Source organism: Paenibacillus sp. oral taxon 786 str. D14 (assembly GCF_000159955.1).
GTDB lineage: Bacteria > Bacillota > Bacilli > Paenibacillales > Paenibacillaceae > Fontibacillus > Fontibacillus phoenicis.
The window spans coordinates 283,946-285,489 of sequence record NZ_GG695974.1 but is presented as its reverse complement, the minus strand read 5'-3'; the positions used below and the strand labels follow the sequence as shown (position 1 = coordinate 285,489).

The following is a 1,544-nucleotide window of genomic DNA, read 5'->3' as shown; positions in this document are numbered from 1 at the left end:
CCACTAGCCTTGCACCAAACCTGACATGAGAAATTACAGAAAAATTGTTTGTAAAATATCCTAAATATGGTTGCTATTACTGGTATTCTTCTGGTTGCTCATAAAAAAATCTCCTATTGTTAAGGTGTAGGCATGTTACCCACTCCATAACAGAAGGAGACCATAGCATGGGTAACAATAACTCAAAATCAGTCATTTGTAAATGCCTAAATTTGCTGAATGTCGGAGAATACCGCGGCCTGCTTGCCGACCATCGCACTCGCAAACTTACAACCGGTAAAGCCATTCAGATTTTTGTGGAGTCTCAGCTTGCAGGGCGTACCAGCTATGATGAAATCTCGGAACACCTTCGCATCATGCCGGATCTGCAGGACGACCATCTGAAGTCGATCAGTGCCTCTCAGCTTTCACGAAAGATCAAGCAACTCCCGACGGATCTGTTACAAGCGATCTTTCTCTGCAACATCGCACGCATCCAGGAGATCACCAAGCAGAAGCAAGGGATCCCGAATATCGGCAAGCTCCGGATTCTCGACTCCACCGTGCTTACCTTGCCTACCCTAGCTGGACGCTGGGCGTACTGGAGCAAAGAGCAAAATGCGGTCAAGATCCATACCCAGCTCGTGGTGGCCGATCGCGAAACGGTGTTTCCCGGCAAGATCATCAACAGCACAGCGGCGGTGAGTGATCAGGAAGTCGCTCTTGATCTGGTGGTGGCGGACGATGCGATTCATGTGATGGATCGCGGGTATATCCAGTACGAGCTATATGAATCGCTGATTCACCAACAGATGAGGTTTGTGGCCAGATTGCAGACCAAGAACAAGGTGACCATCCTCCATCAGCGAGCGGTTCCTGAGGGTTTTCCCATCACGATAGATGCGGACGTCGAGATCCAGTGGAACGATAAGCAGAAGCAGACGCATTACCTCCAAGCCCGACTGATCGAGTTTACGGATGAGCAGAAACGGACCTACCGCTTGCTGACCAATGTGCAGGATCGCTCTGCCCAAGAGATTAGCGAGATCTACCGCTATCGATGGTTGATCGAGTTGTTCTTCAAATGGATCAAGCAACATCTGAGGCTGGTGAAGATCTACAGCGCAAACCAGACCGCCATCTGGAACCAAATCTATCTGGCGTTGATCGCGTACAGCTTGGTGCTGTTGATCAAGTTAGAGATGCAAACGGATCTAAGCTTATGGCAGATCTTGAAACGCATGCGCTTATATGCTGAGCGATCGTGGGAAGAGTTTCAACAAGCTGTGTTACGACCGCCGTCTCGGCCATCCAAAGGCCGGCGTAAGAAAGGGCGGCCAGGAAGGCCGAGAAAACATCCGTTGAAGCTCAAGAGCGTCAAGATGGTACTAGAGTAACCGAACGATTCATCTACTAATTTTTGGTAACATGACTACACTTCACGTCCTGTTACCCTTTTAGCACATTGGCGGGAAATAGAAATGGAAAATTTTAATACAATAAGCTGATATAACTAATATTAACAATTAATTAAATACCATGTCACTTTAGATGCAAGGCTAGTG

At 47.8% G+C, this 1,544-nt stretch carries 1 protein-coding gene; it reads left to right on the top strand.

Annotated elements, in window-relative coordinates; all coding sequences use genetic code 11:
- The first annotated feature begins 167 nt into the window (after positions 1-167).
- On the top strand, positions 168-1,376 hold the full coding sequence (locus tag POTG_RS09830) for an IS4 family transposase (RefSeq protein ID WP_009224685.1): 1,209 nt from the start codon (positions 168-170) through the stop codon (positions 1,374-1,376).
- Positions 1,377-1,544: the final 168 nt, after the last annotated feature.